Below are 22,090 nucleotides of genomic sequence, written 5' to 3'. Positions count from 1 at the left end.
TGATGCAAACTGACAAGATTTTAGAACGCTACAGCCACCAGAAATCCAACCTGAGCCTGGCTCTTCTTTCCGACAACGACGGTGGGGATCCAAAGATTCTCATACAAGGCTCGAAGCGGGCGCTGCACCTTCTCGCAGAACTTCTCCTTGCAGTTGCTGATGAGAAAGCCAACGACGGCTTCGGTATGGGGCCAAGAAGTGCCGGAAGTTTCCACTTTTCCGCCACGTCCGAGTTTGGTGTGTATGTCCATCGGCTGGACGAATGACGAATTCTCGGGGCTTGATTTTGCCGGGATGCAATGCGCCGAAAACTCGGCTAAAAGCGCAGCACGCAAACAGTTTCGGACGGATGGATCGATGACCGCAAGCAGGATTTTGGTGACGCTCGCGCTGCTCGCGGCGATGGTTGCCGTCACGGCCTGCGGCCGAAGGACCGGCCTCGACACGCCTTACGAGGCGGCCGTGCAGGCGCGCAAGGATGCCGAGAAGGCCCATCAGCCCGTGCCGCCGGAGCCGGAAAAACCGGTCGAGGACAAGAAGTTCATCCTCGACCCGCTGCTCTAGAGTCGATGAGCTGGGTTTGGTCTTTCCAAACCCGATCTCGTCGTACTCAAACTTGTTCGGAACCACTCTCGTGAACCATTTCGACTATCGCGACGGCGTGCTGCATGCCGAGGACGTCGCCCTGCCTGACATCGCGGCACAGGTCGGTACGCCGTTCTATTGCTATTCGACGGCGACGCTGACCAGGCATTTCCGCGTCTTCAAGGAGGCCTTCGCCGGGCTCGACACGCTGGTCTGCTACGCCATGAAGGCGAACTCCAACCAGGCGGTGCTGAAGACGCTGGCAAGGCTTGGCGCCGGCGCCGACGTGGTCTCGGAAGGCGAGTTGCGCCGCGCCCTTGCCGCCGGCATTCCGGCCAGCAAGATCCTGTTCTCGGGCGTCGGCAAGACGGCGAGGGAGATGGATTTCGCGCTTTCGGCCGGCATCCTCTGCTTCAACGTCGAATCCGAGCCGGAGCTGGAACTGCTTTCGGCCCGTGCCGCCGCGCTTGGCAAGGTCGCGCCCATCTCGCTGCGCATCAATCCGGACGTCGACGCCAGGACGCACAAGAAGATCTCCACCGGCAAGGCCGAGAACAAGTTCGGCATCGCTTGGCAAAGGGCGCGCCAGGTCTATGCCCGCGCCGCGCAACTGCCCGGCATCAGGGTCACCGGCATCGACACCCATATCGGCAGCCAGATCACCGAGCTGCAGCCTTTCGACGATGCCTTCGCGCTCCTCGTCGAGCTGGTCGGCACGCTGCGCGCCGACGGCCACGCCATCGAGCATGTCGATCTCGGCGGCGGTCTCGGCATTCCTTACCGCGTCGACAACAGCCCGCCGCCGCTGCCCGACGCCTATGCCGACATCGTCAGGAAGCACGTCACCAGGCTCGGCCTTAAGGTGATGTTCGAGCCGGGTCGGCTGATCGTCGGCAATGCCGGCATCCTGGTCTCCGAAGTCATCTTCGTGAAGGAAGGCGACGCCAAGAACTTCCTCGTCGTCGACGCCGCCATGAACGACCTGATCCGGCCGACGCTCTACGATGCCTTCCACGATATCCGCCCGGTGCTGCAGCAGCCGGCGGCGGCGCCGCGCATGACGGTCGACGTCGTCGGCCCGGTCTGCGAGACCGGCGACTATATCGGCCTCGACCGCGATCTGCCCAGGCTGAAGGCCGGCGACCTGATCGCGATTGCCACCGCCGGCGCCTATGGCGCGGTGCAGGCGGGCACCTACAACACCCGCCTGCTTGTTCCGGAAGTGCTGGTCGACGGCGACCGCTTCCACGTCGTGCGCCCGCGCCAGACCTATGATGAGCTGATCGGACTGGATTCCATTCCCGACTGGCTGAAATAGGCAGGCGGCCATGAGTTCATTCCGGCTGGCGCGTGGACGACAGCCGGCACGGTTAGGAGGCGAACCATGACCAATCCGAGCATCATCACCCGCGAACGCATCGCCGCGATGGAGCCGCGCATCCGGCCCTACGTGCGCCACACCCCGGTGCTGCGCGTCGACATGGCCGATTTCGGCCAGGCGCCGCTTGCTGTCGATCTCAAGCTCGAATGCCTGCAGCATTCCGGCTCGTTCAAGGCGCGGGGCGCCTTCACCAACCTGCTCGAACGCCCCGTGCCGAAGGCCGGCGTCGTCGCCGCCTCCGGCGGCAATCATGGCGCGGCGGTCGCCTATGCCGCCATGCGGCTCGGCCACAAGGCGACTATCTTCGTCCCCGAAGTAAGCCCGCCGGCCAAGCTGGCGCGCATTCGCGGCTATGGCGCCGAACTGGTCGTCGGCGGCGCGCGCTACGCCGAGGCGCTGGCCGCCAGCGAGGACTTCGCCGCAAGCACCGGAGCACTGCAGATCCATGCCTTCAACCAGCAGGAAACGCTGGTCGGGCAAGGCACGCTCGGCCTCGAGATCGAGGCCGACCTGCCCGAAATCGACACGCTGCTGGTCGCCGTCGGCGGCGGCGGCCTGATCGGCGGCATCGCCGCCTGGTTTGCCGGCCGCATCCGGATCGTCGCCGTCGAGCCGGAGGGCGCACCGACGCTCTATCGCGCCTTCGAGGCCGGCCGGCCCGTCGATGCGCCGGCCGAAGGCATCGCCGCCGATTCGCTGGCCCCGAAGCGTGTGGGCGAAATGATGTTCCCGATCGCCGAGGCCTATGTCGAGCGCTCGCTCCTAGTCAGCGACGATGACATCATCGCCGCTCAGAAAGCGCTCTGGGACCGGGTGCGAATCATTTCCGAGCCGGGTGGCGCTGCAGCCTTCGCGGCGGTGCTCTCCGGCCGCTACCAGCCCTCGCCGGGCGAGCGCATCGCGGTTCTGGTCTGCGGATCCAACACCGATCCCGCAAAATTCTGACCATAAACCGGAAAGAACGGTTCACGTTTTTGGAACCCGCCTCGCCTTTGCCGTGTTTGCTGGTAAACTTCCAGTCCTGAGGTTCGGGCTATCCCGCCCGGACGGGAAGGGCCGATGACGCAACGACCCACTTCCAGCGGCGATCGTGGCCTGGCCGGGCGTCTTGCCCTGAGTCGGCTGGCGACGGGGACCTCCATGCTGGTCGAGCGCGGTTGGCCGCTGCTTCTGCCGCTGCTCGTCCTTGCCAGCCTGTTCCTCAGCATCTCCTGGCTCGGCCTGTTCCCGCTTCTGCCCGACGTTGCGCGCATCGGCGTGCTGATCGTCTTCGCCGGCGCCGCCCTTGCCGCGCTCTATCCGCTGCGCTTCTTCCGCTGGCCCTCCGCCGCAGAGATCGACCGGCGCATCGAGGCGGCCAACGAATTGTTGCACAGTCCGGTGCAGGTGCAGACCGATCGCCCGAGCGGCCACGAAAGCATCTTCTCGCAGGCGCTGTGGCGCGAGCACCAGAAGCGCATGGCCGAGCGCTTGGGCAGTCTTGGCGCCGACCGGCCGCGCGCGCGTGTGCCGGAGCGCGACCGCTGGGGCCTGCGCGCCGTGGCGGCGCTGCTTCTGGTCACCGCCTTCGCCTTCTCCTTCGGCCCCTCCGGCGGCCGCGTAAGCGACGGTTTCGTCGCCCGCGCGGCGCGCGACGCCGTTCCGCCGCGCATCGATGCCTGGGTGACGCCGCCGGCCTATACCGGCAAGCCGCCGCTCTTCCTCACCGCCGACGCCAAACAGGCGGCGGCCACCTTCACCGTGCCGCAAGGCAGCGATGTCTCGCTGCGCGTCACCGGCGGCTCGGGCGAGGAGACGCTGAGCTTTGCCGACAAGGACGGCAATGCCCGCGCCATCGACCCGGCCGCGCCGCAGGCCGCCAAGCCCGTGGCGACAGCGGCGCCAAAGGTGCGCCAGTTCACCGGCAAGCTGACCGGCGACGGCACGCTGACGCTGAAATCGGGCGAGGACGACCTCGGCCGCTGGGCCTTCGCCGTTATTCCGGACAAGCCGCCGACGATCCGCTTCGCCGGCGAGCCGAAGCGCGCCGTCAACGGTGCCTTCGAGCTCAACTACCAGATCGACGACGACTATGGCGCGGCCTCGGCCAAGGCGGAGTTAGCGCTCGCCGACACGCAGGCGCCCAACGCGCATCCGCTCTATGGCCCGCCCGACATGCCGCTGGCGCTGCCGCGGCGCGGCGGCAAGGGCAACGCCGCCAAGACCAGCAAGGACCTGACCGAGCACGTCTGGTCCGGCGGCAGCATCAAGCTGACCCTCACCGCCACCGACGACGCCGGCCATACCGCGACCAGCGAGACCAAGACGCTGGTGATGCCGGAGCGGCCCTTCGCCAACCCCCTGGCGCGGGCGGTGATCGAGCAGCGCCGCATGCTTGGGCTCGACGCCAATTCGAAGCCGCGCGTGCTCGAGCTGATGGACGCGATCACACTGCGCCCGGAGGACACGTTCGACAACATGGCGCATTACCTCGCCATCATGAGTGCCCGCAGCCGGTTGAAGATGGCCGACAATGACGACCAGCTGCGCAATGTCGTGTCCTATCTCTGGGAAATCGCGCTCGGCATCGAGGAGGGCAATCTGTCGGCGGCCGAGCGGCGGCTGCGTCAGGCGCAGCAGGCTCTGCAGGATGCCATCAACAGGGGCGCCAGCGACGAAGAGATCGACAAGGCGATGAAGGAACTGCGCGAGGCGATGAACCAGTTCCTGCAGGAATTCGCCGAGCGCGCCAAGCAGAACCCGAATGCGCCGCAGATGCAGCAGAACGGCCAGGAACTGCGCCAGAGCGACATCGAACGCATGATGGACGAGATCGAGAACCTCGCGAAATCCGGCGACCGCGACCGCGCCCAGCAGTTGCTGTCGCAATTGCAGGACATGATGAACAACCTGCAGGCCGGCCGTCAGCAGCAGGGCGGCGAGCAGGACAGCGAGATGCGCCAGCAGATGGACAAGCTGGGCGAGATCATGCGGCGCCAGCAGGAGATGATGAACGACACCTTCCGCATGGACCAGATGCAGCGCGGCCAGCGGCAGCGCGGCGAGAACCGCGACGAGCAGCTCGGCGAAAACGGCGGCGGCCAGGACGAGGACAGGCCGGGACCGGGACAGGACCGCGATCCGCTCGCCCGCCCGAAGCCGATGACGCCGCAGGAATTCGCCGACGCGCTGAAGCAGTTGCAGGAAGGCCAGGGCAAGCTGCAGAACGACCTCGAGCAGTTGAGGAAGGGCCTGGAAGGCATGGGCATGGAGCCCAACGAAGGATTTGGCGAAGCCGGCAAGTCGATGGGCAATGCCGAGCAGGCGCTGGGCGAAGGCGACGGCGACCAGGCCGTCGGCCATCAGGGCCGCGCGCTGGAGGCGCTGCGCCGTGGCGCCAAGGACATGATGAAGCAGCTGCAGGCCATGCAGGGCGACCAGGGCGGCAGCGAGCAGGGCGGCCGCCAGCAGGACGCCGACCGCGACCCGCTCGGCCGACCGCGCGCCACGCGCGGGCCCGACGACGGCAATTCGGTGAAGGTGCCTGACGAGATCGATGTCCAGCGCGCGCGCCAGATCCTGGAAGCGATCCGCAAGCGGCTCGGCAACGCGCTCAGCCCCGACATCGAACGAAGCTATCTAGAACGGCTGCTGGAACTGAAATAGCCCGCCTCCTCCCAACGGTCGCAACGCCATGCCGAAGCTCGGTGCCGTCACTCCGATTTTGCGCATATTCGACGTCGCCAAGGCGCATGAATTCTATCTCGGCTTCCTCGGCTTCGAGGTGCGGTTCCAGCACCGTTTCGACGACAATGCGCCGCTTTACACCGGCATTGCCCGCGACGGCTGCGAGTTGCATCTGAGCGAGCATCATGGCGACGGTTCGCCGGGCTCGCATGTCCGTGTCGAAGTGGCCGACATAGCGGCGCTGCATCGCGAGCTGACGGCGAAGAAATACCGCTACGCCAGGCCGGGGTTGGAAGAGACGCCCTGGGGAACGAGAGAGGTCACGGTCGACGACCCGTTCGGCAACCGTCTGACCTTCTCCGAGAGCACGCCGGCAGGGTAGGGCGGAGCCGCCGCCCACCGGATTGAAGCAGCGCAAGTCAGCCGTCGAGGAGCGCGCCGGGCGTCAGCGTGAACGCCTCGCGGATCGCATTCTCCATGCTGTCGATCGCTTCGCCGGCGGCGGCCGGATTGCGATGCAGAACGACATTCGAGGAATCGATGTCGCCGAAGCCGTCGGCCGCGGTCAGCTCGCGGCAGCCGGCCGGGATGTTGCTGCGCGAGATCGGCGCGATCGCCAGGCCCGAGGTGACCGCGAGCTTGAGGCCGCCATTGGTGTCGCTGGTATAGGCGACGCGATAGGCAAGGCCGCGCTGTTCCAGCGACTTGATCGCGAAGTCGCGGCACCATCCCTCGCGGCTGTAGAGCGCGATCGGCACCGGCCGCTCCTCGTGCCTGTGGTGCGTCTCGGACGTTACCCAGACTGTCGGATCGTGCATCAGCACCTCGCCCCCCGCGAGATCCTGCCATTCGAACACAACGGCAAGGTCGAGCTCGCCGGCGGCAACCGCCGCTGTCTGGGCGCCCGAATGCGCGTAGCGCACCGTCACCTCGACCTTCGGGTGGCGCTTCGAAAACGCGCCGAGGGCGCGCGACAGGATGGCATGGCCATATTCTTCGGGAATGCCGATGCGCACCGGCCCGCCAAGCGGCGCCGCGGCAATCGACGCTGCCGTCTCGTCGAGCAGCGAAACGATGCGCCTGGCATTGCCGATCAGCTCGCCGCCGCGCCGCGTCAGCGCCACGCCGCGCGAGCCGCGCTCGAACAGGCTGTCGCCGACCATGCCCTCGAGCTTCTTCATCTGCATCGACACGGCCGACTGGGTGCGGCCCGCCTGCTCGGCCGCCTTGGTGAAATTGCCGGTTTCGGCCACCGCGACGAAGGTGCGCAGGAGGTCGCTGTCGAGCGTCGGCTTCATCGCATTTCACCATAAGCAATTTTGATTGCTGGCATCATTCCAATTCGTTTGCAACATGTCAAACGCCGGAGGATAGTCGCCTCACCCATTGGATATGCGGCCCTTCAAACCGGCTGCGGACCAATCGAGTCCTCACTCATACCCGCTGCCCGAAACGGTGGCGGGTTCTTTTTACCGCATGCGTCGGTTTGGGATCGCGCGAACCGGGGAGCAGAATCCTATGCAGAACAGGATGGTGCTTGGCATCCTGAGCCTCTGTCTGGGCGTTCTGGTGTTTTCGCTCCAGGATCCGCTCGTCAAGGCGGTCTCGGGCCTCTACCCGGTCACCGAGGTCATGGCGATCCGCGCCATTGTCGCCCTGCCGATCCTGATCGTTATCGTGCACGCCGATGTCGGGTTGAAAGCACTGCTCTCGAAGCGCTCCGGCCTGCTGACGCTGCGCGCCTTCATCCAGTTCAGCTCCTACACGTCCTACTATCTGGCGATCGCCGCCCTGCCGCTGGCCGACGCGGTGGCTCTCTATTTCATGGCGCCGCTGTGCATCATGGTGCTGGCCGGGCCTTATCTCGGCGAGCGGGTGTCTTGGCAGACGCTGGCGACCGTGCTGATCGGCCTGCTCGGCGTCCTCGTCATGCTGCGGCCGGGCGCCGGGCTGTTCGACTGGGCGGCGTTGCTGTCGCTCGGCTCCGCCTTCCTCTACGGCTTCTCGCAGCTGATGGCGCGCAAGATAAGCGACACCGAATCCTCCACCGTCATGGCGTTCTACCAGAATGGCGCCTATCTGACGGGCGCAGTGTTCGTCGCCGGCCTGTTCCGGTTGGCCGGGATTGAGCACGCCGTCCACCCCAGCCTCGAATTCCTGGTGCGGCCGTGGATCTGGCCGGCATTTCCCGACCTTCTCAAGATGGCGGCCTGCGGCTTCGTCGCCTCGGCCGGCATGATCCTGCTGTCGCAAGCCTACCGGCTGGCGCCGGCCAACCGCGTCGCCACCTTCGAATATACCGGCATCATCTGGTCGCCGCTGTGGGGATTCCTGTTCTTCGCCGAGGTGCCGCACTCGACGACCGTGCTGGGCGCCGCCCTCATCATCGGTGCCGGCCTGCTTGCCTTCCGTACCGAGCGGCGCAGGGCGGCTCCGCCGCTGCTTGTGCCGACCGGCGACACGGCGTGAGCGCCGGCCACGGTTACCGCCGATATGCTGAAGGGCGGCCTGCGGCCCGGAGCCTCAGGCGAAGCAGCTCAAGGCGCGGCCGACGCGAGCGCGAATTTCAGCGAGCGTAAAGGGCTTCTGCATGACATCGAGGATGATGCCGTTGAGCTCCTCGGCGCGCTCGCGCTGATCGGCGTATCCGGTCATCAGCATGATCTTCATCGACGGGAACAGCGCCGCCGCCGCGGTGGCCATCTCGATGCCGTCCATCTCCGGCATGCGGATATCGGAGACGACGAGGTCATAGCCACCCCGCGCCGCCTTGATCAGCTCAAGTCCCTGGGCGCCATCGCAGGCGATGGCCACGCTGTGCCCGTCACGTTCGAGCGCGCGGGCGGCGAGGGTGCGGACGGACTCATCGTCCTCAACGATCAGAAGCTTTGCCATGGCGAGATACATGGCGGGGAAACGTTGACGTTTTCTGAACCGGAACATTGGTCCGGGGGAAATCCAGGGCATGCCGTGTTCGGCGATTCAGTGCTGCCTGATTTGGGGCATGCTTCAGGGGGTGTTGAGATTCAGGTCAGGCCGCTGTTTGCGGCCGGCCTCACCTGAATATCGACATGCCCTAGGCGTCGCCCTTGACGACGCCGACGAAGGGCAATTCCCGGAAAGCATGCGCGACATCCATGCCGTAGCCGACGACGAAATAATCCGGGCAGTCGAAGCCGACATAGTCGGCGTTGAGCGTGGTCTGGCGGCGCATGCGCTTGTCGAGCAACACGGCGATGGCGCAGCTTCTGGCGCCGCGCGACAGCATCAGGTCGCGGGCGAAGGAGAGCGTCTTGCCGGATTCGAGGATGTCGTCGATCAGAAGCACATCGCGGCCGGCGACCTCGTTGTCGATGTCGCGCAGCACCTTCACCTCGCCGCTGGTGGTGCCGGCGCCGTAGCTGGAGATGAAGATGAACTCGACCTCGGGCGACAAGCCGACATCGTGCATGGCGCGGATCAGGTCGGCTGCGAAGACGAAAGACCCCTTCAGCACCGAGATCACCAAGAGGTCATGGTAGTCGCGCCCGGCGATCTCCTTGGCGAGCTCGAGGTTGCGGCGGGCGATCGCCGACGCCGAAAACAGGACCTCGATGTCCTTGCCGCGCACAACTGGCATTTTCGCCCTCCAGGCGTTTTGCCTACAGGACCGCGACCTTCAGGGCCTGCGAAAGCGCTGTAGAACTTCTTGGTTTCTGCGCCGGGTCGCGCGGTTTTGTTTCGCCTTAGCCAGCAAAAGTGACTGAGACGGCTTTGACGCCGTTTCTAGGCACATCGAGGCGGCTGGAAAAGCCAAATCTTTCGCCGGGCGCCAGCGAGCGCCCGGATGTCCCCAGCGTATAGCGGATGATCTGGCTGTCCTTGCCGGTGACACGGATTTCCAGGGGCGGCATTTGCACCGCCTGCGCCCCGTCATTGGCGGCCTCGCCGTCGACGAACAGCACAGGTTTCGGCCCTGATGCGTCGATGCGCGAGGTGATGCCCGAGATGCTAAGCGCGGCCGCCGGCTGCGCGACGGCCCAGAACGGCGATTGACGGACCAGCGCATGGCCGCCGGAGACCCAGAAGGCGGCGAGCGCGGCGCCGACACCGGCAATCCAGAATAGCGGTCCGCCACGCGACGCCGGCCGCCGTTCGGCCACGGCCTCCGGCTTGCGCAGCATGCCCATGCCTTCGATGGCGGCCGTGCTGGTCGCGCGCGAAGGCGGGGCCGGCGGCGCTTCCGGCCTGGCCGAAGGACGCGGCAGCACCTCGTAATCGGCGTCGACGACGTCGATCACCGGCGCGCGCGCTTCCTGCGCGGCACTTGTCCCCAGCCCGGTCATGATTTCGCCGGAAACCGGGCGCGCGGTTCGTTGCTCAGCCATACGGCCTGGTAAGCCCCTGTTCGCTGTTCGTTTCTTTTGGGTAAACGCAAATGGTTAACGCTTCCCCACCGGAACCCCGGTGATGCACCGAAAAGCATCGAAAATTAACCAAGGGTTAACCATGCGGGCCGATGGTCTTTTGAGAGAAAGGGCTGGCGTTTCGCCGCCGAAAGTTCCAGGTCGTCGAACGTGATCCGCTTCGAAAATGTCGGCCTCCGCTATGGCATGGGTCCGGAGATCCTCCGCGACATTTCCCTGCACATACCGGAGCGCTCCTTCCAGTTCCTGAGCGGGCCCTCCGGCGCCGGCAAGACGACGTTGTTGCGCCTGCTGTTCATGTCGCTGAAGCCGACGCGCGGGCTGATCACCATCTTCGGCAAGGACCGCTCGCGCATCTCGCGCAGCGAGCTGCCGCATCTGCGGCGCCGCATCGGTGTCGTGTTCCAGGATTTCCGCCTGCTCGACCACATGACCACCTATGAGAACGTCGCCCTGCCCTTGCGCGTGCGCGGGCGCGAGGAGGCGAGCTACCGCACCGACGTCACCGAACTGCTGAAATGGGTTGGGCTGGGTGAACGCATGCATGTGCTGCCGCCGGTGCTGTCGGGCGGCGAGAAGCAGCGCGCCGCGATCGCCCGCGCGCTGATCGAACAGCCCGAGATCCTGCTCGCCGACGAGCCGACCGGCAATGTCGACCCGCCGCTGGCGCGCCGGCTGCTTCGGCTGTTCATCGAGCTCAACCGTCTCGGCACGGCGGTGGTGATCGCCACCCACGACCTCGGCCTGATGGAGCAGGTCGACGCGCGGCGCATGATCCTCGCCGGCGGAAGGCTGGACATCTATGACTGAGCTCTCCGCCGACCATCTGCATGACCAGCCCGCCGAGATGGCTGGCGTGGTGCAGCGCCCCCAACGCAGGATGGCGCCGATCGTGCCGGCGCAGAACATTGCCGGACGGGCGCTGGTGCTGGTCATAGCTATCATGACCTTCCTGTCCTGCCTCACGTTCGGCGCCGTGACCCTGGTGCGCGACACCGCGTCGGTCTGGGAGAACCAGATCTCGCGCGAGGCGACGATCCAGATCAAGCCGGTCGACGGCCTCGACATGGAGGCGGCATTGGCCCAGGCCTCCCAGATCGCCAGCGAGTTTCCCGGCGTCAAGGGCACCAAGATCATCGACCGCGACGCCACCGCGCGGCTGCTGGAGCCGTGGCTGGGCACAGGTCTCAACATCGATGAATTGCCGGTGCCGCGCCTCGTCGTCGTCACCATCGACGAAAACAGCCCGCCCGACTTTGCCGCCATGCGCGCCGCGATCACGCCCAAATTGCCGACCGCGGCGCTCGACGATCACCGCACCTGGGTCGACCGGCTCGTCACCATGGCCCGCACGACGGTGACCATCGGCATCGCCGTGCTGGTGCTGATGCTGTCGGCGACCGTGCTGACCGTCGTGTTCGCGACGCGCGGCGCCATGGCAGGCAACGGCCACATCATCGAGGTGCTGCATTTCGTCGGCGCCGAGGCGCGCTTCATCGCGCGCGAGTTCCGTTGGCATTTCCTGGTCACCGGCATGAAAGGCGCCGCGGCCGGCGGCGCCGCCGCGATTTTGGTCTTCATCGTCTTTTCATGGTGGTCGTCGCGCAACATGGCGACGCCCCAGGCCGACCAGGCAACCGCGCTGTTCGGCAATTTCGCCATCGGCTCGGCGGGCTATCTCGGCGTCGGCCTGATGGTGCTGGTGATCGGCGCGCTGACGGCGGCGACCTCGCACGCGACGGTTGTAACCTATCTCAGCGACATCGACATGCGCCAGCCGGATGGAGGCTAGGCACGGTTTCAGAAAGCGAAAGCCGGTTCTTCGAGACGATCACGCCATGCAAGAGTATGATCACGCAAGGGAAACTGCCGTAACGCAATGTGCGCCTTCTCATCTATCAAAGGCCGCATTTCAGGATTAACCATAGGATGATGGACGCGCAGGACACGACCGGAACGGCTGGACGGATGCCAGTTGTTGGTGCCCGTGCGCACGGGCGTGGCAATCTGGCCCGCCTTGCCATCGTCCTTCGGATCTTTGCTTTCTCCGTGCTGGCACTTGCGGCTCTGTTTGCCGGCGGCTTCGGCTGGTTCGCCAGCACGGTCAGCCACATGACGACGCCCGCCAACCCCGCCAGGGCCGATGCCATCATCGTTCTCACCGGCGGCCAGTCGCGCCTCGACGCGGCGATGGACCTGCTCGCTTCCGGCAAGGGCGAGCGCTTGCTGATCAGCGGCGTTCATCCTTCCGCCAGCCGCCGCCAGTTGCAGGCCGCGACCGGCGGCGACAAGGCGCTGTTTTCCTGCTGCGTCGACATCGACCGCGCCGCGCTCGACACCATCGGCAATGCCGAGGAAAGCGCCAAATGGGTGGAAAGCCACGCCTATGGCAGCGTCATTCTCGTCACCAACAACTACCACATGCCGCGCAGCCTGCTGGAGATGGGGCGGCTGCTGCACGGCGCCAAGCTGGAGCCCTATCCGGTGGTCAACACCAATCTCGGCAATGGCGGCTGGCTGACCAAGCCGGAAGCGTTGCGCGTGCTTTTGACCGAATACAGCAAATATGTGCTGGCTCTGGCGCGCGGCATCGTCCCGCTGCGCCAGACTGCCGACGGCATCGCCCTGGCGGAAGCCTCGGTGGTCAAGAGCGACAAGCCGCCAGCCCGCATCATCCCTTAGCCTCGACCGCGCGCAGGCGCTCGACCTCCTGTTCGAGGGCCGCAATGCGCCTGTCGCGATCGGCGAGCGCCGCCGCGACGTCCGCAGCATCGAAGCGCTGCGGTATGTGCTGCTGGCAGTTGGCATCCCAGGTCGAGACGGTGAACAGGATCACCTGCTCGGGACGCGCCTTGTAGCCTTGCGGCATCAGGCTCGCCGTCAGTTCGGCGTCTCCCTCGACGACGCGCGCCCTGCCCCAGATCTTGATGCGCTGCCGATGGGCATAGTCGATCAGGAACAGGAAGGCCTGCGCGTTGTCGGCGAGATTGCCCTGGGTGATGAACTGCCTGTTGCCCGTGAAGTCGGCGAAGCCGATCGTCTTCTCGTCGATCACCTTGAGGAAGCCCGCCGGCCCGCCGCGATGCTGGATGTAGGGCTGGCCCTCGCCATTGGCGGTCGCCAGGAAGACGCTGGTCTGCGCCGCGATGAAGGCGGCAAGATCCGGCGTGATCGTATCCCGCCAGCCGCCGCGCTCCTCGACCCGGGAATAGGCATCGCGCGAGCCCTTGCGCGCCTGGATGGCCTTGACGCTCGGCGTGAAGGCGACGTCGCTGGTGAAAGCATGGGCGTTCATATGGCGCTGTCCTCCAAGGGCTGGTAACCCGCCGAATATAAGCCTTCCATATTTCGGATGCAGATGGCATATCTGGAATAGTTCCTTCCATTTTCTGGAAAGATCATGGATCGCCTTGAAGCTATGTCGCTTTTCGTCGCCGCGGTGGAGGCCGGCAGCCTTTCAGCCACGGCGCGCCGCTTCGGCATGCCGCTCGCCACGGTCAGCCGCAAGGTCTCGGAACTGGAACGGCACCTCAACACGCGCCTGCTCGCCCGCTCGGCGCGGCGGCTGACGCTGACCGCTGCCGGGCAGACCTATCTCGCCGCCTGCCGCCGCATCCTGGACGAGGTCGGTGAGGCCGAGCGCGCCGCGGCCGGCGAATACAGCGCGCCCAAAGGCGAACTGGTCGTCACCGCGCCGATCGTCTTCGGCCGCCTGCACGTGCTGCCGGTGGTCGCCGATTTCCTCGCCGCCTATCCCGAGGTCGATATCCGGCTGACGCTGTCGGACCAGATAACGCAGCTGGTCGACGAGCATATCGACCTTGCCGTGCGCATCGGCGATCTGCCCGATTCCAGCCTTGTCGCCATCCGTGTCGGCGCGATCCGCCGCGTCGTCTGCGCAAGCCCACCCTACCTTGCGGCCCATGGCACGCCGCAAACCCCGGGGGACCTGGCCGTGCACAGCTGCGTTACCTTCGACAACCTCTCGGCCCCTGCCACCTGGGTCTTCGCCGGCGGCAAGAGCGAGATCACCGTGCCGGTCCATTCCAGGCTTCGCGTCAACACCGCGGAAGCCGCCATCGACGCCGCGACCGCCGGGGTCGGCTTGACCAAGGTGCTGTCCTACCAGGTCGCCGCCGCGATGCGCTCCGGCGCGCTGCAGGCAGTGCTGCGCGAGTTCGAGCCGCCGCCATGGCCGGTGAGCCTCGTCCATGCCGGGCAGGGCCTGCTGCCGGTCAAGCTGCGCGCCTTCCTCGATTTCGCCGCCCCGCGCCTGAAGGAGCGCCTGACGCAAGCGATGTGGTAGGAAATCGGGATCGGCCCTCGCTCGCTGGCCGTTTCCTTTTTGCCCGCGCTTGGTGTAACCAACGCACTCTTCCTCACCGGGCCTTCCCGCATGCTCTATTTCCGCTCGCTGGCGTTCAACCTCGTCTTCTACCTCAGCCTGGTCGTCCAGATGATCTTCTGGACCCCGTACTATTTCCTGTCGCCGCGCCACCGGGCCTGGTTCGTGCCCAAATTCTGGTCGCGCACCTGCATGTGGCTCTACGACAAGATCGCCGGCACGAAGAGCGAGATCACAGGCGTCGAGAACTTGCCCGAAGGGTCCTTCATCCTGGCGCCGAAGCATCAGTCCTTCTGGGATGCGATCGCCTTTTTTCCCTATCTCGATGACGCGCTCTACATCCTGAAACGGGAGCTGACCTGGATCCCCTTCTTCGGCTGGTACATCATGAAGATGCGGATGATCCCGGTCGACCGCGGCAGTCGCTCCAAGGCGCTGAAGGCGGTCGTCGCCGCCACCAGAGCTGAAATGGACCGCAATCCGCGCCAGCTCATCATCTACCCCGAAGGCACGCGCCGCGCTCCGGGCGACGAGCCGGCCTACAAATATGGCATCGTCGAGATCTATTCGCAGCTTGGCGTCCCGGTGGTCCCGGTCGCCCATGTCGCCGGCCTCTACTGGCCGCGCCGCAAATTCCTGCGCTATCCCGGCACCATCAAGGCCCGCTTCCTGCCGCCGATCCCGCCGGGACTGGCCAAGGACGAGTTCATGAAGCGGCTGATCGGCGAGACCGAGGCTGCCTGCGACCAGCTCCTCGTAGAGGCCTCGCGCGCGCCGAATCCGCCGCCGATGCCGCCGACGGCGGCGAAGCGGCTGGCGGAGCTCGCGGCGGCCGGAAAGGCCAAGGCCTGAGCCGCAGCTCCGTTTCGCCGGCCTAAGGCCACGCCGCCAATGCCGTCGTCAGCACCAGCGTCGCCGCGAAAGCCAGGTTGATGATCCGCGAGGCCAGCGGCCGCCGCAGGAAGCGGGCGAAGGCCGCCCCGGCAAGTAGCCACAGCACATGGATGGCGACGATCATCAGCGTGAGCACCAGGAGCTTGGTGACAACCCCGAGACCGGCGACGCCCGACGAAGCGCCGGCGAACACGGCGGCGATCGCCACATAGGCTTTCGGATTGGCGACAGCGAGCAGGAAGCCGCCCGAGAATGTGGGAGGCGCCATCCCGTTCTCGCGCGCCGCCAGCGGTGGCGCCGTCGCTATTCTGTAGGCTAGGTAGAGGATGTAGATCGCGGAGGCGATCGCCAGCACCGGCGCCATGCCCGGCAGCGAGGCAAAGATCGCCGTCACGCCGGAAGCCACCACCAGCAACACGAGCGTGGTGCCAACGATGATGCCCGACGTGTAGCGCAGCGAGCCGCGCAGGCCGAAAGCAGCGCCTATTGCGGTGACGCTGATCGTCGCCGGCCCCGGACTGCCCATCACGACGGCGGCGGCAAGCACCAGCACCAGCACCTGCTGCCATGGCTGCGAGAGGGTCAAAATTCCGGCCATACGCGTTTTCCGCATCGTGTCGCGATGCGCAAAACGTTATGGCGCAGGGGCCGTCGCCGTCTTGAACGATCGTGTCGAACCGTCCGGCAAGGGCCGCCCCGCTTGCGGCGCGCCGGCAGCGCCGGGCTGGAGCAATTCCAGGAAAAGTGTGAAACGGTTTTCCGTCCGGAATTGCGTCAAGACAAAGAGATAGAGCGGTTCGCCGTTTCCGTGAAACGCTCTAGGCGCTCGCCCGGTCCAGCGCCGCGATGTCGTCGGCGCCGAGCTTCAGCGACGCGGCGCGCACCAGGCTGTCCACCTGCGCTGTCGTCGTGGCGCTGGCGATCGGCGCGGTGACGCCCGGCCGCGCCATCACCCAGGCCAGCGCCACCTCGGCCTGCTTGGCCGAATGCCTGGCCGACACCGCGTCGAGCGCGGCGAGGATGCGCATGCCGCGATCGTTGAGATAGCTGGCGACATCCTCGCCCCGTTCGCTTTGGCCGAGGTCCGCCTTGCCGCGGTATTTGCCGCTCAGGAATCCCTTGGCCAGGCTGAAATAGGTGATGACGCCGATGTCCTCGGCCACGCAGAGATCAAGCAGCGGTCCGTCGAGCGACGAACGGTCGTACAAATTGTATTCGGGTTGCAGCACGTCATAACGCGGCAGGCCGCGCAGGCTCGCCACATCGAGCGCCGCGCGCAGCTGGCCGGCATCGAGATTGGAGCAGCCGACATGGCGGACCTTGCCCTTGGCAAGCAGGCCCTGATAGGCGCCGAGCGTCTCCTCGTAGGGGGTGGCCGGATCCGGCCAGTGCGACAGATAGAGGTCGATCGCGTCGGTCTGCAGCCGCTTCAGCGAGGCGTCGACCGCCTTTTCGATATAGGCGGCGGACAGGTCCCGCCTGCCCTGGCCCATGTCCGAGCCGACCTTGGTGATGACGACGATCTTGTCGCGGTTGCCGCGGCTTTTCATCCATTTGCCGATGATGGTTTCGGATTCGCCGCCCTTGTTGCCGGGAGCCCAGCGCGAATAGACGTCCGCCGTGTCGACGGCGTTGAGGCCGGCATCGGAAAAACGGTCGAGCAGGTCGAAGGAGGTGTTCTCGTCGGCTGTCCAGCCAAAGACGTTGCCGCCCAGGACCAGCGGCGCGATGGAAAGGTCGGTGCGACCGAGACGGCGTTTTTGCAAGACTGATCTCCGTGATGCTTGGGATAATGCCGGGCAGGCCCGGCTGGGGGGCAGCAGCTAACCTAGGTCCTGGATTGCCGAGGTCAAAGGCCTGGCCATTCTTTTCCGGCAGGCCAGCGCTTCACAAAGGCGCGACCCGCCGCGCCACGTCCTCCAGCCAGTGGTCGCGGATGCTGAGCGCCTTCAGGTGCTCCAGAGTGCTCAGCACATAGTCCTCGTTGCGCCCGGATTGACCGACGGCGCCGCGAACGATGCTTGCCGCATGCGCCGTGTCGAGCGCGCCGGTGCATACTGCTCATGCGCGCGGTCGACGATGTAGGCAACCGCCTCGACCCTGCCGTTCGCTCCCTTCCCTGCCCCGTCGAGCCGGATGTCCAACGTGCGTTCGAGATAGACGCTGGTCACCAGCTCGCGCTCGCGCAGATAGGCGAGAACCTCGCCGCGCAGGTCGCCCGGCACCCGGAATGCCAGCCCGACGCAGGAGCCGCCGCGGTCGAGGCCGAGCACCAGGCCCGGCCGCTGGCGCGTGCCGCGATGCACGAAGGAATAGACGCAGAGCGCCCGGCGGTAGCCGTAAAGGCGCGCGCGGCGCGTCTCGACATGCGCGAAACCCGGGCGCCAGATCAGCGACCCATAGCCAAAAACCCAAAAATCGCCCATATCGCCAAGCCTGATCGCGCGAGTCCCGACTCCAGGCCGGAATCGGTGTTTTACGTCTTCCTGCTTGTTGCGTAACAACCGCCCGCCCGCAATATCAGGGGTAATGAGAGCTGCAGCATGACGTCAACTGACGAGCGCCCGCCGAACTTTCGCCGCCGGCTGTTCTGGCTCGCTGCCTTCATTGCCGTGCTGTTCGCCCTCTACAGCGCTGGCTGGTTCTATCTGGCCGATCGCGTCAGGACCGAGGCCGACAAGGCGGTTGCCTCGCTCAACGTCAACGGCATCGAGGCCGGTTGCGCCAACCTGACCGTCAGCGGCTATCCGCTCAGCTTCGCCATCTCCTGCGACACGCTCGCCTATGAGGACGATGCCAGGAACGTCGCCGCCTCGACCGGCAGCTTCAACGCGGTGGCCGAAATTACGCAGCCGCTGTCGCCAGTCGCCGATCTGCGCGGTCCGCTCAGGACCTCAATGCCCGGCATGACGCCGCTGTGGATCGACTGGGACAACCTGCGGGCGGACGCGAAGCTCTCCTGGCCGCTGCCGCGGCGCGTCGCGCTGAAGGCCGAGGGCCTGTCCGGCCAGACCGATCCGGCCGACAACAGCGATCCCGTCGAGCTGTTCTATGCCGGAAAGGCCGCCGGGCAATTGCAGCCGAACGGCCTGGACATCGGCTATGTCGGCAGTTTCAACGATCTCGAGATCGACGCCGACGCGATCGGCGGGCGCGTGCTGCCGCCGCTCGACGGCAGCGGCGAGGCGACGCTGAAGAACGGCGTCGCGCTGATCAGGACGCAGCCGAAGAGCCTGCGCGGCCAGTCAGTCGACATCGCCAAGCTCGACCTGTCGTCGGGCGAAGCGCGCATAACCGTGTCCGGGCCGCTGTCGGTCGATGCCGAAGGGCTCATCGATGCCGAGCTGACGATCAAGCTCAGGGATCCCAAGGCGGTGGCGGCGATCCTCGGCGGCGCCATCCCCGAGCGCAAGAGCGAGATCGAGCAAGGTTTTGCCGGCCTGGCGATTCTCGGCAACGAGCCGTCCATGCCGCTCAGGATCGTCAAGGGCAAGGCCTCGCTCGGCTTCATCCCGCTCGGCAAGATCAAAGCGGTCGATTAGAGCATGGCCCCAATAAGTGGGAACCGGTTTTTGGACAAGACCAGGCTCAGACAAGGGATAGCGATCTGATGGAGAAGCCGGTCAAGCTCCTGAGCGTCGGCGCGTTCACCCTCGATACGATCCTTCGCCTCGACACGCTGCCCGCGCATCAGGGCAAGTTCATCGCCTCCGATGGCGTCCAGATCGCCTCGGGCATGGCAACCAGCGCCGCTTGCGCCGCCCGCCGTCTCGGCGCCGAAGTCTCGCTTTGGGCAAGTGCGGGCGATGATGCCGTCGGCGACCAGCTGGTTGCCGAGATCGAGGCCGAGGGCGTCGATTGCAGCCTGGTCCGACGTGTGGCCGGCGCGCGCTCGGCGCTGGCCGCGATCCTCGTCGACGCGCATGGCGAACGCATCATCGTCCCGTTCTACGACCGCGAGGCGCAGGCCGACCCCGATGAATTGCCCGCCGATCTCTCCGCCTTCGACGCCGTGCTGGTCGACGTCCGCTGGCCGGGCGCCGCGGCGCTCGCCCTGAACGCGGCGCGCGCCAATGACCGGCCTGCGATCCTCGATGCCGATACCGCACCGCTGGAGGTGCTGGAGCAGTTGCTGCCGCTGGCCACGCACATCGTCGCTTCCGAACCCGCGGCGCGCATCGTCTGCGGCCATGCGCTCGATCCGGAAACCGCCTGCGGCGATCTCGCCAGCCGCACCGATGCGTTTGTCGCCGTCACCGGCGGCGCGGCGGGAAGCTGGTGGCACGACCGTTCCATCGGCTCGGTCCGCCATGTCGCGGCGCCGAGGATCAAGGCGGTGGATACGCTGGCCGCTGGCGACGTGTTCCACGGCGCCTTTGCCGTCGGCCTCGCGGAAGCCATGCCGCCCGAGCAGGCCTTGCGCTTTGCCAGCGCCGCCGCGGCGCTCAAATGTCAGCGCTTCGGCGGCCGGCTCGGCGCGCCGGACCGGGCAGAGACGCTTGCCATGATGGCCGCCCATTGGCCCCGTCGAGCTGACTAAGCCTTCGTTTCCGGATGTTCGATAGCCTGGCGGCCGAAGTCCGGCACGTCGATATCCTGCCCGGCGTCGATAATCGAGCGGCGCACCGCCCGCGTGCGCGTAAAGAGGTCGAACAGTTTCTCGCCGTCGCCCCAGCGGATCGCCCGCTGCAGGAAGGCGAGATCCTCCGAGAAGCGCGCCAGCATTTCCAGGATGGCGTCCTTGTTGTGCAGGCACACATCCCGCCACATGGTCGGATCGGAAGCCGCAAGACGGGTGAAATCGCGGAAGCCGGAAGCCGAATATTTGATGACTTCCGTCTTGGTCACCGATTCCAGATCGTCCGCGGTGCCGACGATGTTGTAGGCGATGATGTGCGGCAGGTGCGAGACGATGGCCAAGGTCATGTCGTGATGCTGCGGATCCATCGTGTCGATGTTGGAGCCACAGCGCCGCCAGAATTCCGACAGCGTCTCCAAGGCCGCGGGATCGGTGCCTGGCACCGGCGTGAAGATGCACCAGCGATTGTCGAAGAGATCGGCGAAGCCGGCATCCGGCCCTGACTTCTCCGTGCCGGCCAGCGGATGGCCGGGAATGAAGTGCACGCCTTCCGGCACATGCGGCTGCATCTGCGCGATGACGGACGCCTTGGTCGAGCCGACATCGGTGAGAATGGCGCCCTTCTTCAGCGCCGGCGCGATTTCTTCGGCGACCGCGCCGGAGGAGCCGACCGGCACCGAAACGATGACGAGGTCCGCATCGCGAACCGCTTCCTTCGCGTCGATGGTGTAGGAATCGCCAAGGCCGAGTTGCTCCGCCCGTGCCAGTGTGGCGGGGCTGCGCGTCGAGATCGCGACATGCCGGGCCAGTCCCTCGCGACGGATGACGCGGGCCAGCGACGAGCCGATCAGGCCGATGCCGACCAGCGCGATCTTTTCGAACATCGCAGATGTCATGGCGCTCAACTTTTCAGGAAGGTCGTGAGGGCGGCAATCACGCCGCGATTGGCTTCTTCGATGCCGACGCTCATGCGCAGCGCGTTGGGAAAACCGTAGCCGGAAACCCGCCGCAGTATGTACCCGCGCGCCGTGAGATAGTCGTCCGCCGCCGCCGCCGAATGCTTGCCGTCCTCGGGGAAGTGGATCAGCACGAAATTGCCGACGCTCGGCGTCACGCGCAGGCCGAGCTTGGTCAGTTCGTCGCTCAGCCAGGCGAGCCAGGTTTCGTTGTGCGCCACGCTGCGCTCGACATGGGCGCGGTCGCGAATCGCCGCGATGCCAGCCTCGATCGCCGTCGCGTTGACGTTGAAGGGGCCGCGCACGCGGTTGATCGCGTCGACGATATGCATGGGCCCATACATCCAGCCGATGCGCGCGCCGCCAAGGCCGAGCTTGGAGAAGGTGCGGGTCATCACCACGTTCTCCGCGCTTCCCGCCAGTTCGATGCCCGCCTCGTAGTCGTTGCGGCGCACATATTCGGCGTAGGCCCCATCCAGCACCAAGAGCACGTTCTTCGGCAGGCCGGCATGCAGCCGGCGCACTTCCTGGAACGGCACGTAGGTACCGGTCGGATTGTTGGGATTGGCGAGGAAGACGATGCGGGTCCGCGGCGTCACCGCGGCCAGGATCGCGTCGATGTCGGCCCGCTCGTCGGTTTCCTTGACCGCGACCGGAAGCGCGCCGGCCGCCTGGATGTAGATCTTGTAGACCATGAAGGCGTGTTCGGTGAAAACAGCCTCGTCGCCGGGCGCCAGATAGGTCTGCGCGAGCAGGCCGAGAATCTCGTCGGAGCCGTTGGAGCAGATGATGTTCGCGGGGTTGAGGCCGTGCACCTCGGCGATCGCCTCGCGCAGCCGCCTTGCCGTGCCGTCCGGATAGACATCGAGCTTTCCGGCAACCTCGCGCGCAGCCTCGATCGCCTTCGGCGAGGGCCCCAGCGGGTTCTCGTTCGACGACAATTTATGGACCCTGGCAACACCGGCCGGCGCCGTGCTCTTGCCGGGCACATAGGCTTCGATGTCCATGATGCCCGCGCGGGGCGTCGGACGTGCCTTGTCTGGTGTCTGGTTCATGTCGCAAAAATCCGTCGAGAGAGCCTCCGTCCGGAGGCCGCAGCGGAAATACTAGTCGTGGCCCTGAATGTCGAGAGGCGGCAAGGGCGCGAAAAGCCTGGCCGTTGACGCCGAGCCGCGCTGGCCCTAGAAGGGCAGCGACAGTTCCGTGGTGATTTGGCCGGTCGGCTTGCAGCCACGTTAAACAATTCGCTAAAGGGCCGTTTGCATCCTGTAACCGGCT

The 22,090-nt window shown here is 66.1% G+C and carries 23 protein-coding genes, 1 pseudogene and 1 riboswitch; of the genes and pseudogenes, 14 read left to right on the top strand and 10 right to left on the bottom strand.

What is annotated here, in order from left to right; translation table 11 throughout:
* Positions 1-2: 2 nt before the first annotated feature.
* From EN857_RS28010 to EN857_RS27985, 6 genes are all read left to right on the top strand, one after another.
* Complete coding sequence (locus tag EN857_RS28010; RefSeq protein ID WP_127312130.1) at positions 3-266, top strand: hypothetical protein; 264 nt, start codon at positions 3-5, stop codon at positions 264-266.
* A gap of 91 nt (positions 267-357) precedes the next feature.
* Positions 358-564: a hypothetical protein gene (locus EN857_RS28005; RefSeq protein WP_127391827.1), complete on the top strand. Its 207-nt coding sequence runs from the start codon at positions 358-360 to the stop codon at positions 562-564.
* Positions 565-634: 70 nt separating this feature from the next.
* Positions 635-1,903, top strand: a complete 1,269-nt coding sequence (lysA, locus tag EN857_RS28000) for a diaminopimelate decarboxylase (protein ID WP_127391828.1) — start codon at positions 635-637, stop codon at positions 1,901-1,903.
* A 66-nt stretch (positions 1,904-1,969) separates the two neighbouring features.
* The gene (locus tag EN857_RS27995; protein ID WP_127391829.1) at positions 1,970-2,911 is read left to right on the top strand and encodes a threonine/serine dehydratase; all 942 of its coding nucleotides are present in this window, start codon (positions 1,970-1,972) and stop codon (positions 2,909-2,911) included.
* A gap of 114 nt (positions 2,912-3,025) precedes the next feature.
* A complete protein-coding gene (locus EN857_RS27990; RefSeq protein ID WP_128346268.1) occupies positions 3,026-5,611 on the top strand; it encodes a TIGR02302 family protein in 2,586 nt (861 codons plus the stop codon).
* Between the two features lie 28 nt (positions 5,612-5,639).
* The gene (locus tag EN857_RS27985) at positions 5,640-6,014 is read left to right on the top strand and encodes a glyoxalase superfamily protein (RefSeq protein WP_127391831.1); all 375 of its coding nucleotides are present in this window, start codon (positions 5,640-5,642) and stop codon (positions 6,012-6,014) included.
* A gap of 37 nt (positions 6,015-6,051) precedes the next feature.
* Here EN857_RS27985 and EN857_RS27980 read toward each other — a convergent pair whose 3' ends face one another.
* On the bottom strand, positions 6,052-6,930 hold the full coding sequence (locus tag EN857_RS27980) for a LysR substrate-binding domain-containing protein (RefSeq protein WP_127310756.1): 879 nt from the start codon (positions 6,928-6,930) through the stop codon (positions 6,052-6,054).
* Positions 6,931-7,150: 220 nt separating this feature from the next.
* On the opposite strand from EN857_RS27980, the gene EN857_RS27975 reads away from it, so the two are divergent.
* On the top strand, positions 7,151-8,101 hold the full coding sequence (locus EN857_RS27975; protein WP_127391832.1) for a DMT family transporter: 951 nt from the start codon (positions 7,151-7,153) through the stop codon (positions 8,099-8,101).
* Positions 8,102-8,155: 54 nt separating this feature from the next.
* Here EN857_RS27975 and EN857_RS27970 read toward each other — a convergent pair whose 3' ends face one another.
* From EN857_RS27970 to EN857_RS27960, 3 genes are all read right to left on the bottom strand, one after another.
* Positions 8,156-8,527, bottom strand: coding sequence for a response regulator (locus EN857_RS27970; protein ID WP_127285006.1), 372 nt, complete (start codon positions 8,525-8,527; stop codon positions 8,156-8,158).
* 181 nt (positions 8,528-8,708) lie between these two features.
* Positions 8,709-9,251 (bottom strand): hypoxanthine phosphoribosyltransferase, encoded by a 543-nt coding sequence (hpt, locus tag EN857_RS27965; RefSeq protein WP_127285005.1) that lies wholly within the window; start codon positions 9,249-9,251, stop codon positions 8,709-8,711.
* A 106-nt stretch (positions 9,252-9,357) separates the two neighbouring features.
* A complete protein-coding gene (locus EN857_RS27960; RefSeq protein WP_127391833.1) occupies positions 9,358-9,999 on the bottom strand; it encodes a hypothetical protein in 642 nt (213 codons plus the stop codon).
* A gap of 189 nt (positions 10,000-10,188) precedes the next feature.
* On the opposite strand from EN857_RS27960, the gene ftsE reads away from it, so the two are divergent.
* From ftsE to EN857_RS27945, 3 genes are all read left to right on the top strand, one after another.
* Complete coding sequence (gene ftsE, locus EN857_RS27955) at positions 10,189-10,848, top strand: cell division ATP-binding protein FtsE (protein WP_023757234.1); 660 nt, start codon at positions 10,189-10,191, stop codon at positions 10,846-10,848.
* A complete protein-coding gene (locus tag EN857_RS27950) occupies positions 10,841-11,830 on the top strand; it encodes an ABC transporter permease (RefSeq protein ID WP_127285003.1) in 990 nt (329 codons plus the stop codon). Before ftsE ends, EN857_RS27950 begins: the two co-directional genes overlap by 8 nt.
* Before the next feature lie 137 nt (positions 11,831-11,967).
* Positions 11,968-12,720 carry a YdcF family protein gene (locus EN857_RS27945; RefSeq protein ID WP_127285002.1) on the top strand — a complete coding sequence of 251 codons (753 nt, stop codon included), beginning with the start codon at positions 11,968-11,970 and terminating at the stop codon, positions 12,718-12,720.
* On the opposite strand, the gene EN857_RS27940 is transcribed toward EN857_RS27945, so the two are convergent.
* Entirely contained in the window at positions 12,710-13,333 is a 624-nt protein-coding gene (locus tag EN857_RS27940; protein ID WP_127393474.1) for a pyridoxamine 5'-phosphate oxidase family protein, read from the bottom strand. The genes EN857_RS27945 and EN857_RS27940 overlap by 11 nt on opposite strands.
* A 105-nt stretch (positions 13,334-13,438) precedes the next feature.
* On the opposite strand from EN857_RS27940, the gene EN857_RS27935 reads away from it, so the two are divergent.
* Both EN857_RS27935 and EN857_RS27930 read left to right on the top strand, forming a co-directional pair.
* Positions 13,439-14,344, top strand: coding sequence for a LysR family transcriptional regulator (locus tag EN857_RS27935; RefSeq protein WP_127393475.1), 906 nt, complete (start codon positions 13,439-13,441; stop codon positions 14,342-14,344).
* A gap of 90 nt (positions 14,345-14,434) precedes the next feature.
* Positions 14,435-15,235 (top strand): 1-acyl-sn-glycerol-3-phosphate acyltransferase, encoded by an 801-nt coding sequence (locus EN857_RS27930; protein ID WP_127284999.1) that lies wholly within the window; start codon positions 14,435-14,437, stop codon positions 15,233-15,235.
* Between the two features lie 22 nt (positions 15,236-15,257).
* Here the strand turns inward: EN857_RS27930 and EN857_RS27925 are convergent, their stop codons facing one another.
* The 3 genes and pseudogenes from EN857_RS27925 to EN857_RS27915 all read right to left on the bottom strand — a co-directional run bounded on the left by EN857_RS27925 (position 15,258) and on the right by EN857_RS27915 (position 17,703).
* Positions 15,258-15,875, bottom strand: a complete 618-nt coding sequence (locus EN857_RS27925) for a LysE family translocator (RefSeq protein WP_245493341.1) — start codon at positions 15,873-15,875, stop codon at positions 15,258-15,260.
* 220 nt (positions 15,876-16,095) lie between these two features.
* Positions 16,096-17,043 carry an aldo/keto reductase gene (locus tag EN857_RS27920; protein WP_127393477.1) on the bottom strand — a complete coding sequence of 316 codons (948 nt, stop codon included), beginning with the start codon at positions 17,041-17,043 and terminating at the stop codon, positions 16,096-16,098.
* Positions 17,044-17,164: 121 nt separating this feature from the next.
* A pseudogene (locus EN857_RS27915) lies at positions 17,165-17,703 on the bottom strand (gamma-glutamylcyclotransferase).
* Positions 17,704-17,820: 117 nt separating this feature from the next.
* On the opposite strand from EN857_RS27915, the gene EN857_RS27910 reads away from it, so the two are divergent.
* Entirely contained in the window at positions 17,821-18,819 is a 999-nt protein-coding gene (locus tag EN857_RS27910) for a DUF2125 domain-containing protein (protein WP_135859404.1), read from the top strand.
* A 68-nt stretch (positions 18,820-18,887) separates the two neighbouring features.
* Positions 18,888-19,817, top strand: coding sequence for a sugar kinase (locus EN857_RS27905; protein ID WP_127392793.1), 930 nt, complete (start codon positions 18,888-18,890; stop codon positions 19,815-19,817).
* Here EN857_RS27905 and EN857_RS27900 read toward each other — a convergent pair.
* Complete coding sequence (locus EN857_RS27900) at positions 19,814-20,752, bottom strand: prephenate/arogenate dehydrogenase family protein (RefSeq protein WP_187331471.1); 939 nt, start codon at positions 20,750-20,752, stop codon at positions 19,814-19,816. The genes EN857_RS27905 and EN857_RS27900 overlap by 4 nt on opposite strands.
* 5 nt (positions 20,753-20,757) lie before the next feature.
* The gene (gene hisC, locus EN857_RS27895; protein ID WP_127392791.1) at positions 20,758-21,867 is read right to left on the bottom strand and encodes a histidinol-phosphate transaminase; all 1,110 of its coding nucleotides are present in this window, start codon (positions 21,865-21,867) and stop codon (positions 20,758-20,760) included.
* 138 nt (positions 21,868-22,005) lie between these two features.
* Positions 22,006-22,083, top strand: a riboswitch (SAM riboswitch).
* Positions 22,084-22,090: the final 7 nt, after the last annotated feature.

Origin of the sequence: Mesorhizobium sp. M4B.F.Ca.ET.214.01.1.1, assembly GCF_004791545.1 — a bacterium.
In the GTDB taxonomy this organism is placed as follows: Bacteria; Pseudomonadota; Alphaproteobacteria; order Rhizobiales; family Rhizobiaceae; genus Mesorhizobium; species Mesorhizobium abyssinicae.
Note: the sequence above shows the minus strand (reverse complement) of the source record. Positions and strands in the feature narration are given on the sequence as shown.

What these genes read in the sequence shown, in the direction of transcription:
- EN857_RS27940 (WP_127393474.1), bottom strand. Translation starts at nt 13,333, where the DNA reads ATGAACGCCCATGCTTTCACCAGCGACGTCGCCTTCACGCCGAGCGTC.
- hpt (WP_127285005.1), bottom strand. Translation starts at nt 9,251, where the DNA reads ATGCCAGTTGTGCGCGGCAAGGACATCGAGGTCCTGTTTTCGGCGTCG.
- hisC (WP_127392791.1), bottom strand. Translation starts at nt 21,867, where the DNA reads ATGAACCAGACACCAGACAAGGCACGTCCGACGCCCCGCGCGGGCATC.
- EN857_RS27905 (WP_127392793.1), top strand. Translation starts at nt 18,888, where the DNA reads ATGGAGAAGCCGGTCAAGCTCCTGAGCGTCGGCGCGTTCACCCTCGAT.
- EN857_RS28010 (WP_127312130.1), top strand. Translation starts at nt 3, where the DNA reads ATGCAAACTGACAAGATTTTAGAACGCTACAGCCACCAGAAATCCAAC.
- EN857_RS27970 (WP_127285006.1), bottom strand. Translation starts at nt 8,527, where the DNA reads ATGGCAAAGCTTCTGATCGTTGAGGACGATGAGTCCGTCCGCACCCTC.
- EN857_RS27945 (WP_127285002.1), top strand. Translation starts at nt 11,968, where the DNA reads ATGATGGACGCGCAGGACACGACCGGAACGGCTGGACGGATGCCAGTT.
- EN857_RS27925 (WP_245493341.1), bottom strand. Translation starts at nt 15,875, where the DNA reads ATGGCCGGAATTTTGACCCTCTCGCAGCCATGGCAGCAGGTGCTGGTG.
- EN857_RS27950 (WP_127285003.1), top strand. Translation starts at nt 10,841, where the DNA reads ATGACTGAGCTCTCCGCCGACCATCTGCATGACCAGCCCGCCGAGATG.
- EN857_RS27975 (WP_127391832.1), top strand. Translation starts at nt 7,151, where the DNA reads ATGCAGAACAGGATGGTGCTTGGCATCCTGAGCCTCTGTCTGGGCGTT.
- EN857_RS27995 (WP_127391829.1), top strand. Translation starts at nt 1,970, where the DNA reads ATGACCAATCCGAGCATCATCACCCGCGAACGCATCGCCGCGATGGAG.
- EN857_RS28005 (WP_127391827.1), top strand. Translation starts at nt 358, where the DNA reads ATGACCGCAAGCAGGATTTTGGTGACGCTCGCGCTGCTCGCGGCGATG.
- EN857_RS27910 (WP_135859404.1), top strand. Translation starts at nt 17,821, where the DNA reads ATGACGTCAACTGACGAGCGCCCGCCGAACTTTCGCCGCCGGCTGTTC.
- EN857_RS27930 (WP_127284999.1), top strand. Translation starts at nt 14,435, where the DNA reads ATGCTCTATTTCCGCTCGCTGGCGTTCAACCTCGTCTTCTACCTCAGC.
- EN857_RS27935 (WP_127393475.1), top strand. Translation starts at nt 13,439, where the DNA reads ATGGATCGCCTTGAAGCTATGTCGCTTTTCGTCGCCGCGGTGGAGGCC.
- EN857_RS27960 (WP_127391833.1), bottom strand. Translation starts at nt 9,999, where the DNA reads ATGGCTGAGCAACGAACCGCGCGCCCGGTTTCCGGCGAAATCATGACC.
- EN857_RS27980 (WP_127310756.1), bottom strand. Translation starts at nt 6,930, where the DNA reads ATGAAGCCGACGCTCGACAGCGACCTCCTGCGCACCTTCGTCGCGGTG.
- EN857_RS27900 (WP_187331471.1), bottom strand. Translation starts at nt 20,752, where the DNA reads ATGACATCTGCGATGTTCGAAAAGATCGCGCTGGTCGGCATCGGCCTG.
- EN857_RS27990 (WP_128346268.1), top strand. Translation starts at nt 3,026, where the DNA reads ATGACGCAACGACCCACTTCCAGCGGCGATCGTGGCCTGGCCGGGCGT.
- EN857_RS27985 (WP_127391831.1), top strand. Translation starts at nt 5,640, where the DNA reads ATGCCGAAGCTCGGTGCCGTCACTCCGATTTTGCGCATATTCGACGTC.